The organism is Prosthecobacter sp., from assembly GCF_049294395.1.
GTDB lineage: Bacteria > Verrucomicrobiota > Verrucomicrobiia > Verrucomicrobiales > Verrucomicrobiaceae > Prosthecobacter.
The window spans coordinates 1-7,923 of the sequence record NZ_JBAQCR010000218.1 but is presented as its reverse complement, the minus strand read 5'-3'; the positions used below and the strand labels follow the sequence as shown (position 1 = coordinate 7,923).

Annotated in this window: 9 protein-coding genes; 8 read left to right on the top strand and 1 reads right to left on the bottom strand. The window is 59.1% G+C overall.

The features are described 5' to 3' along the window. From WAW39_RS15130 to atpC, 6 genes are all read left to right on the top strand, one after another. Nucleotides 1-525 (top strand): ATP synthase F0 subunit B (locus tag WAW39_RS15130; RefSeq protein WP_422320036.1); only part of this gene is annotated, 525 nt, incomplete at its 5' end. 21 nt (nucleotides 526-546) lie between these two features. Continuing rightward, the gene (gene atpH / locus WAW39_RS15125; RefSeq protein WP_422320035.1) at nucleotides 547-945 is read left to right on the top strand and encodes an ATP synthase F1 subunit delta; all 399 of its coding nucleotides are present in this window, start codon (nucleotides 547-549) and stop codon (nucleotides 943-945) included. Between the two features lie 48 nt (nucleotides 946-993). After that, nucleotides 994-2,523, top strand: coding sequence for a F0F1 ATP synthase subunit alpha (atpA, locus tag WAW39_RS15120; protein WP_397381613.1), 1,530 nt, complete (start codon nucleotides 994-996; stop codon nucleotides 2,521-2,523). 43 nt (nucleotides 2,524-2,566) lie between these two features. Further along, nucleotides 2,567-3,445: an ATP synthase F1 subunit gamma gene (gene atpG, locus WAW39_RS15115; protein WP_422320034.1), complete on the top strand. Its 879-nt coding sequence runs from the start codon at nucleotides 2,567-2,569 to the stop codon at nucleotides 3,443-3,445. Nucleotides 3,446-3,484: 39 nt separating this feature from the next. Then, nucleotides 3,485-4,942 (top strand): F0F1 ATP synthase subunit beta, encoded by a 1,458-nt coding sequence (atpD, locus tag WAW39_RS15110; RefSeq protein ID WP_422320033.1) that lies wholly within the window; start codon nucleotides 3,485-3,487, stop codon nucleotides 4,940-4,942. 71 nt (nucleotides 4,943-5,013) lie between these two features. Beyond that, entirely contained in the window at nucleotides 5,014-5,430 is a 417-nt protein-coding gene (gene atpC / locus WAW39_RS15105) for an ATP synthase F1 subunit epsilon (RefSeq protein ID WP_422320032.1), read from the top strand. A 240-nt stretch (nucleotides 5,431-5,670) separates the two neighbouring features. Here atpC and WAW39_RS15100 read toward each other — a convergent pair whose 3' ends face one another. Continuing rightward, entirely contained in the window at nucleotides 5,671-6,210 is a 540-nt protein-coding gene (locus tag WAW39_RS15100; RefSeq protein ID WP_422320031.1) for a hypothetical protein, read from the bottom strand. Nucleotides 6,211-6,400: 190 nt separating this feature from the next. Between WAW39_RS15100 and WAW39_RS15095 the strand changes: the two genes are divergently transcribed. Further along, nucleotides 6,401-7,390 carry an SPFH domain-containing protein gene (locus tag WAW39_RS15095; RefSeq protein ID WP_422320030.1) on the top strand — a complete coding sequence of 330 codons (990 nt, stop codon included), beginning with the start codon at nucleotides 6,401-6,403 and terminating at the stop codon, nucleotides 7,388-7,390. 38 nt (nucleotides 7,391-7,428) lie between these two features. Beyond that, a partial coding sequence (locus WAW39_RS15090) for an SPFH domain-containing protein (protein WP_422320029.1) occupies nucleotides 7,429-7,923 on the top strand: 495 nt, incomplete at its 3' end.

Here is a 7,923-nt window from a genome sequence, read left to right as displayed (position 1 = left end):
GTCATGGACCAGATTAAAGGCATCGCATATCAGATCGCAGGCGACTTCGGACTCGCTTGGGGCAAGTTCTTTGCCCAAGTCATCATTTTCATTCTGGTCTATACCGTCCTCAAGAAGTACGCCTTCGGTCCGATCATGGGCATGCTTGAGCAGCGCCGCCAGCGCATCGCCGATGGCGAAGCCAAGCTCGAAAAAATCACCCGCGACGCCGCCGAGGCCGCGAAGAATTCCCAGGCCATCCTCGACAAAGCAGAGGCTGATGCAGCCCGCCTTGTGAAGGAAGCTGATGACGCTGCCAAGCTCATTCAGGAACGCCGCCAGCAGGAGGCCGTCTCCTCCGCCAACACCATCATCGCCAAGGCCCGTGAAGCCGCCCAGCTTGAACAGGAGCAGCTCATGTCCCAGCTCAAGCGTGAGTTCGGCCGCATGGTCTCAGACGCCACCAGCCGCGTCACCGGCAAGGTCCTCAACTCCGAAGACCAGTCCCGCATCAATCAGGAAACCTCCGCCCAGGTCTCCGCTTAATTTTTCCGCCGCTTCGCCACCATGAAGATCACCAAAGAAGCCCGCCGCACCTCCCGCCAGCTTTTCCGCGCCTGTATCGCAGACGGGAAACTGGATGAGTCCCGCGTGCGCACCGTGGTCAACAGCGTGGCCCAAAGCAAGCCCCGTGGTTTCATCGGCATCCTTGATGCCTTCGCCCGCCTCGTGGGCAATGAAGTGGACCGTCAGCGTGCCGCAGTGGAAAGCGCCACCGCGCTGGCTCCAGCCACACAGTCCGAGCTCCAGGCCAGCCTCTCCAAGAAGTATGGCCGCCCGCTCACCCTCGAATTCAGTGTCAATCCAGAGCTGCTTGGCGGCATCCGCGTGAAAGTCGGTTCCGACGTTTGGGATGGCAGTGTCAAAGCCCGTCTCAAAGCCCTGTCAGACTCCCTTTCCGCTTAATTTCTTCCGCCCTCAGCCCCTCTCTCAGTTTTTTAAACCCGCAATACCATGAGCAACATCCTCCAGGAGATCGAATCCCAAATCGCCGGCCTCAAGACCGCCGTCACGAAGTCCAATGTGGGCATCGTACGTGAAATCGGTGACGGCGCAGCCAAGATTGAAGGCTTGAGCGATGTCATGCTCAACGAAATGATCGAGTTCCCCGGCGGTGTCTACGGCCTCGCTCTGAACCTCGAAGAAACCGAAGTCGGTTGCGTGCTTCTCGGCTCCGGCGAAAACGTCCGTGCAGGTGATGAAGTCAAGACCACCGGCCGCCTCCTCTCCGTGCCAGTCGGCAAGAGCCTCCTCGGTCGCGTCGTGAACGCCCTCGGTCAGGCCATCGACGGCAAAGGCGACATCAAGGGTGAAACCCAGTATCCTGTCGAAAAGCTCGCTCCTGGCATCATCGCCCGTAAGTCCGTGTCCGTCCCCGTGCAGACCGGCATCATGAGCATCGACGCCATGATCCCGATTGGCCGTGGCCAGCGCGAGCTGATCATCGGTGACCGTTCCACCGGCAAGACCACCATCGCGGTCGACACCATCATTTCCCAGGCTCAGCAGAACAAGGCAGCCGAACAGGGTAAGCTCAAGGGCCACAAGCCTCTCTACTGCATCTACGTCGCCATCGGCCAGAAGCAGTCCAACATTGCCCGTGTCGTCAAGACTCTCGAAGACGCCGGTGCCATGGAATACACCACCATCGTCAGCGCCTCCGCTTCTGACTCTGCAGTGAATCAGTACCTCGCTCCGTATTCCGGTTGCGCCATCGGCGAGTGGTTCATGGACCAAGGCCAGGACGTCCTCATCGTCTTTGATGACCTTTCCAAGCAGGCCGTTGCCTATCGTCAGGTTTCCCTCATCTTGAAGCGTCCTTCCGGTCGTGAAGCGTATCCGGGCGACGTGTTCTATCTCCACTCCCGTCTCCTTGAGCGCTCCTGCCGCGTCAGCGAAAACTACGGCGGTGGTTCCATGACCGCTCTGCCGATCATCGAGACCCAGGCTGGCGACGTGTCCGCTTACATCCCGACGAACGTGATCTCCATCACCGACGGCCAGATCTTCCTTGAAACCGACTTGTTCTATCAAGGCATCCGCCCTGCCATCTCCGTGGGTCTGTCCGTGTCCCGCGTGGGTTCCGCCGCTCAGACGAAGGCCATCAAGAAGGTTTCCGGCACCACCAAGCTCGATCTCGCCCAGTTCCGCGAACTTGCCGCTTTCGCCCAGTTCGGCTCCGACCTCGACGCTGGCACGAAAGCCAAGCTCGACCGCGGTGCCCGCATCGTGGAACTCTTCAAACAGCAGCAGTATCAGCCGAAGAGCCTGCCGATCATGGTCAGCACGCTTTACGCGATGCAGAAGGGCTACTTCGATTCCGTTTCTGTGGATCGCGTGAAGGAATTCCAGGCCAAACTGGAAGACTACCTCAGCACCCGCAAGAGCGAGCTCATGGATCAGCTCGCCAACGAAAAGACCCTCGACAATGTCGAAGCCGGCCTCAAGTCCGCTCTCGACGACTTCAAAGCCTCCTGGAAGTAACGCTCTCCGGTTTTCTGCTACACGCTCCTAGCTCCCCGCTCACATGCCCTCCACCCGCGACATCCGACGCCGAATCAAATCGGTCAAAAACACGGCCCAGATCACCAAGGCCATGCAGCTCGTCGCGGCTGCGAAGATGAAAAAAGCGCAGGACCAGGCCAGCCATGGCCGTGCCTACGCCGAAATGCTCAACAAGGTTCTCGTGAACCTGAAGGCGCACGCCGAAGAAGGCATCCACCCCTTCTTCGCCGAAGGCAAGGGAGACAAGACCCTCGTCCTCCTCATCGCATCCGACAAAGGTCTCTGCGGCGCCTTGAACACCAACCTGTTCAAGAAGCTCATCACCTCGCAGATCGAAGGCGAAGTCGAATACGTCACCATCGGCCGCAAAGCTGTACAGGCCATCAACCGTCTGCGCCGCACACTGGTGGCTGATTTCCCGATCAAGGACCCCGCCAAGTTCGCCGAAGTGCGCGCCGTCAGCCGCTTCATCCAGGAAAAGTATCGCACTGGCGAATACAAGAAGGTGCTCGTGATCTTCAACAACTTCATCAACACCGTCACCGTCCTTCCATCGGTCGAGCAGCTGCTGCCCGTGAATCCGGTGACTCTGGGTGGCAAGCGTGACTTTGGCCACGAAATCACCCCGACTGCTGCGGATTCTCTGGAGTACAAATTTGAACCCAGCGCTCAGGTCGTCTTTGAAACCGTCCTGCCTCAGTACGTGAACGACACCGTTTATCAGATGGTGCTTGAATCCCGCGCCTCCGAGCACTCCAGCCGAATGGTGGCCATGAAGAACGCCACCGACAACGCCAAGCAGATGATCAAGGACCTCAGCCTTGAGTACAACAAGCTCCGTCAGGCCGCGATCACCAACGAACTCCTCGAAATCACCACCGCCAAGATGGCTCTTGAATAAGCCCCCTTCACTTCTCCCTTTTCACTTTTCCCTTCTTTTATGAGCAACATCGGCAAAATCGTTCAAGTCATCGGTCCCGTGGTGGACGTGGATTTCTCCGCCACTGGCAAGCTGCCCGGCATCTACAACGCCCTCGAAATCAACTTCAACCAGGCTGGCAAGCAGGTCCGCCTCACTTGCGAAGTTCAGAGCCACATGGGTGACGGCTGGGTCCGCTCCATCGCCATGATTTCCACGGAAGGTCTCAAGCGCGGCATGGACGTCCTCGACACCGGTGGCCCGATCACCGTTCCAGTCGGTGAAGAAGTGCTCGGTCGTATCTTCAACGTCACCGGTGACGCTTGCGATGACCAGGCCGCCCCCGTGACACAGAAGCGCTACGCCATTCACCGCGCCGCTCCTGCTCTCGTCGATCAGAATCCTTCCGCTCAGATCCTCGAAACCGGCATCAAGGTCATCGACCTCATCTGCCCTTTCACCAAGGGTGGTAAAGTCGGCGCCTTCGGTGGTGCTGGCGTCGGCAAGACCGTCGTCATCATGGAGCTCATCAACAACATCGCCAAAGGCCACGGTGGTTACTCCGTGTTCGCCGGTGTGGGTGAGCGTACCCGTGAAGGTAACGACCTTTACCATGAAATGATCGAGTCCGACGTTATCAAGGTGAAGAAGAACGGCCACGACATCGTGAAGAACGACCAGGGCGGTTACATCAGCGAGCCCGGATCCAAGGTGGCCCTTGTGTACGGCCAGATGAACGAGCCTCCAGGTGCCCGTCTCCGCGTCGCCCTCTCCGCCCTCTCCATGGCCGAGTACTTCCGTGATGAAAAGAACCAGGACGTGCTCTTCTTCGTGGACAACGTCTTCCGTTTCTCCCAGGCCGGTTCCGAAGTGTCCGCTCTCCTTGGACGTACGCCTTCCGCCGTGGGTTACCAGCCGACTCTTGCCGCAGAAATGGGCATGATGCAGGAACGAATCACCTCCACCAAGACCGGTTCCATCACGTCCTTCCAGGCCGTTTACGTCCCAGCGGATGACTTGACCGACCCTGCCCCGGCCAACACCTTCGCCCATCTTGACTCCACCGTCGTGCTTGAGCGTTCCCTCGCCGAGCTGGGCATCTACCCTGCTGTGGATCCTCTCGCCTCCGTGTCCAAGGCCCTCGCGCCTGAAATCGTCGGCGAAGAGCATTACCGCGTGGCCCGTGGCGTGCAGCGCGTCCTTCAGCGCTACAAAGACCTTCAGGACATCATCGCCATTCTCGGCATGGACGAACTCAGCGAAGAAGACAAACTCACCGTCTTCCGCGCTCGTAAGCTCCAGCGCTTCCTCTCCCAGCCCTTCCACGTGGCCGAAATCTTCACCGGCACCAAAGGCGAATACGTCAAGGTGGCCGACACCATCAAGGGTTTCGCCGAAATTCTCGACGGCAAGCACGACAGCGTCCCTGAAGCCAACTTCTACATGAAGGGCGGCATCGACTCCGTTAAGAAGGACTAATCCACTGCGCTGCCAACCAACGGCGTATTCATTCGTCATTCTGATTTCGTCATTCGTCATTTCTCCATCTCATGCCTCTTAAACTGGAAATCGTCACCCCTGAAGCCCGCATCTACTCCGATGAGGTCGATACCGTCGTGCTTCCGGGGTATGAGGGTGAAATGGGCGTCCTGCCTGCGCACAGCAATCTCGTGACCACCCTGGTCCCCGGAGAGCTGCGCATCACCAAGGGTGGCAAAACCATCGAACTCGCCGTCGGCGAAGGCTTGGTCGAAGTCACCGGCTCCGTCACCCGCATCCTCACCGATGCCGCTGTGGACGCCGACAAGATCGACGAAAAAGCCGCTGAGGAAGCCATCGCCCGCGCGAAAATGGCCCTCGAAAACCTCAAGCCCGGCGAGCATCAGGAAGAAGTCGCCGCCGCCATGGCCGCCATCCAGCGCGCCACCATCCACCTCAACATCAAGCGCAAGCGCAAGACCATTTGAGTTGGAGCACCTAGATTCGCTCCACCCCGGAGCACAGCAGACCATGAGACTTCCATCTCATGGTCTTTTTTTGGACTGCGTTTGCGCAGTGAGAAAGGAAGGTCACAGACCATGTTTGCAGTCCCGGCTTTAGCCGGTTCCGGCGTGTTATGCGCCCACCTTCCTTGCCGCAATTCGCACACATCTAGCTCGCCTCAAGGAGCGGGACTTGCAAAGTCCCGACCTGCTCCCATTCTCGCTTCAGCGTATCGAGAACGAATCCACGATCCGCTGCACTGCGGGGCCACGCGAGATCGGCATGCCATAGTAGGCAAACAACAGGCCTACCATCTTCCCCTTATCAATGAACGTGTAGTTCAAGAAGGATTGATTGGTCTCCGGCTTGCGCGCTTCGCAGCGCATCGCTTCACGTCCGCCTACCGTCACCAGTTGCGGCTTGCTGAACTTCGTGAATCCCTTCGCACTCCAGGCGCGCTGGTAATCCTTGATGAAATAAGGGTCTTTGACTCCCTTGTGGCTGGAATCAGGCGCCGTGATCAGAGCAAACACGATGCCCCCGGGCTGATCGCCATTGTCATGCGCCGCACCCAGCAGCCGCCCCTCGCCCTTCGTTTTCGGCATCACCTTCCAGCCGTCCGGCAAAAAGAACGAGATGTGCTGGCTGGGAAAGGAGACCATCTCACCACCTGCCACCGGCTGGCGTTGGGGCTTGGAGGCCGTGGCGCAGCTCATCAATGACAGGGCGCTCGTGAGCAGGATGAACAGGGAAATTTTCTTCATGGTAGGTTCCCGCAGTTGCCTCGTACCCCGCCCGGGGTCAAGCGGCAAAGTGGCAGTCTGGCTGCCGCAGGCGCGCTTCCACCCCCTTCCTCAAAACTATCCTAGGGCAATGAATTCCAACGCGGCCGCACCTTTGTAGTTGGCATGTCCGGCTTTTCCCCGGAGTCTCCACCAGCAACCTATCCCACCTATGTCCACTGCCTTTGGCTGTTTTGTTGGATTCCTCGTCTGGTTCTTGATGCGTTACCTGATCGCCGGGTTTTATACGGTGAATCAAAACGAGCGCGCGGTCAAAACCAGCTTCGGTCGTGCGCAGCGCGTCGGCAATCTCCGCACGATTGATGACCCCGTCGCCGAGCATCTCACCGCCGATCAGAAACTGCGCTACGACTACCCGCAGGTGCGCGTCATCCAGCCGGGCGGCCCCTATTTTAAATGGCCCTGGGAAAAAGTGTACAAGGTCGACATCGCCACCAGCACCGTGAACATGGCCTGGGATCCCGATGATCCCTCCGCCAACAACTCCGGCAGCATCCTCGATGCCGTCACCAAGGATCAGCTCAACGTCGGGCTCAATGGCCAGATCCGTTTCCGCGTTTCGGAGCGCAATCTCTACGCCTTCGTCTTCGGCGTGAAGAACGCCTACGCCCACGTCATGGGCTACTTCGTCAGCGTCCTGCGCGAGCGCATCGCCACCTTTGAGGCACCGCCTGATCCCGCAGCAGATCCGGAGCACTCCGCAGCCGCTTCCACCATTGGCATCTCGATCAACGACATCCGCAAAAACATGCGCGATCTCAACGAGCACATGGACCACGAATGCCAGAGCTCCTCCGCTCGCTACGGCATCGTGTTGGACGCCTCCCTGATCACCGGCATCGACCCGCCGCATGAAGTCGAGTCCGCCCTCGCCGCCATCAACACCGCCTACAATCAGGTCTCCTCAGACATCAGCCTCGCCCAGGCCAGCGCCGATCAGAAGATCGTGCAGTCCCAGCGTGCCGTCGAAATCGAAACGCTCAAAGCCCAGGCCGAAGTCGAGCCCCTCAAGTGCCTCGCCTCCCAGCTCCTTGATTTGAAAACCCGTGGCACCGCCGCCCTGCGCTCCTACGTGCGCAATGTCCGCCTCGCCCTCTTTGACAAGGCCAGCCAGGTCTTCGTCGAAACCCGCAGAGATTAAACCCAGCACAAAGAACCAGGAACCAACAACACACTTCCATGGACGCTTTCTCCCATTTCCTTCTCGCCGCCGCAGTCACCTTCATCGGCTGCAGCATTGCGGTGCCGCTCATCCTTTCCATCGGGCGCATCATCGGTCTCTATGCCGTCGTGCAGGAGCGCCGCAGCCAGGTGTACCTGCTCTTTGGCAAAGTCGTCGGCACCCTCGACGAACCCGGCCTGCACTTCCTGCCCGCGAAACTCGGCCCCGCTGCATTCCTGGTCAACTGGCTCGGCAAATGCCACATCGTCGATCTGCGTCTGGACCAGATGTACCTGCGCAGCCAGCCGGTAAACTCCGAAGAAGGCGCCCCCATGGGCATCGGCATCTGGTATGAAATGTTCGTCAGTGACCCCGTCTCCTTCCTCTTCAAAAACACCGATCCACGCGGCTCTCTCTCCGCCAACGTCAGCAACTCCACCGTGCGCTGCCTCAGCAATCTGCCGCTCGCCAAGATGCTCGTGAACCGTCACGTCATGAGCGACACCGTGCGC

What these genes read in the sequence shown, in the direction of transcription:
- atpA (WP_397381613.1), top strand. Translation starts at nt 994, where the DNA reads ATGAGCAACATCCTCCAGGAGATCGAATCCCAAATCGCCGGCCTCAAG.
- atpD (WP_422320033.1), top strand. Translation starts at nt 3,485, where the DNA reads ATGAGCAACATCGGCAAAATCGTTCAAGTCATCGGTCCCGTGGTGGAC.
- atpC (WP_422320032.1), top strand. Translation starts at nt 5,014, where the DNA reads ATGCCTCTTAAACTGGAAATCGTCACCCCTGAAGCCCGCATCTACTCC.
- WAW39_RS15095 (WP_422320030.1), top strand. Translation starts at nt 6,401, where the DNA reads ATGTCCACTGCCTTTGGCTGTTTTGTTGGATTCCTCGTCTGGTTCTTG.
- WAW39_RS15100 (WP_422320031.1), bottom strand. Translation starts at nt 6,210, where the DNA reads ATGAAGAAAATTTCCCTGTTCATCCTGCTCACGAGCGCCCTGTCATTG.
- atpH (WP_422320035.1), top strand. Translation starts at nt 547, where the DNA reads ATGAAGATCACCAAAGAAGCCCGCCGCACCTCCCGCCAGCTTTTCCGC.
- atpG (WP_422320034.1), top strand. Translation starts at nt 2,567, where the DNA reads ATGCCCTCCACCCGCGACATCCGACGCCGAATCAAATCGGTCAAAAAC.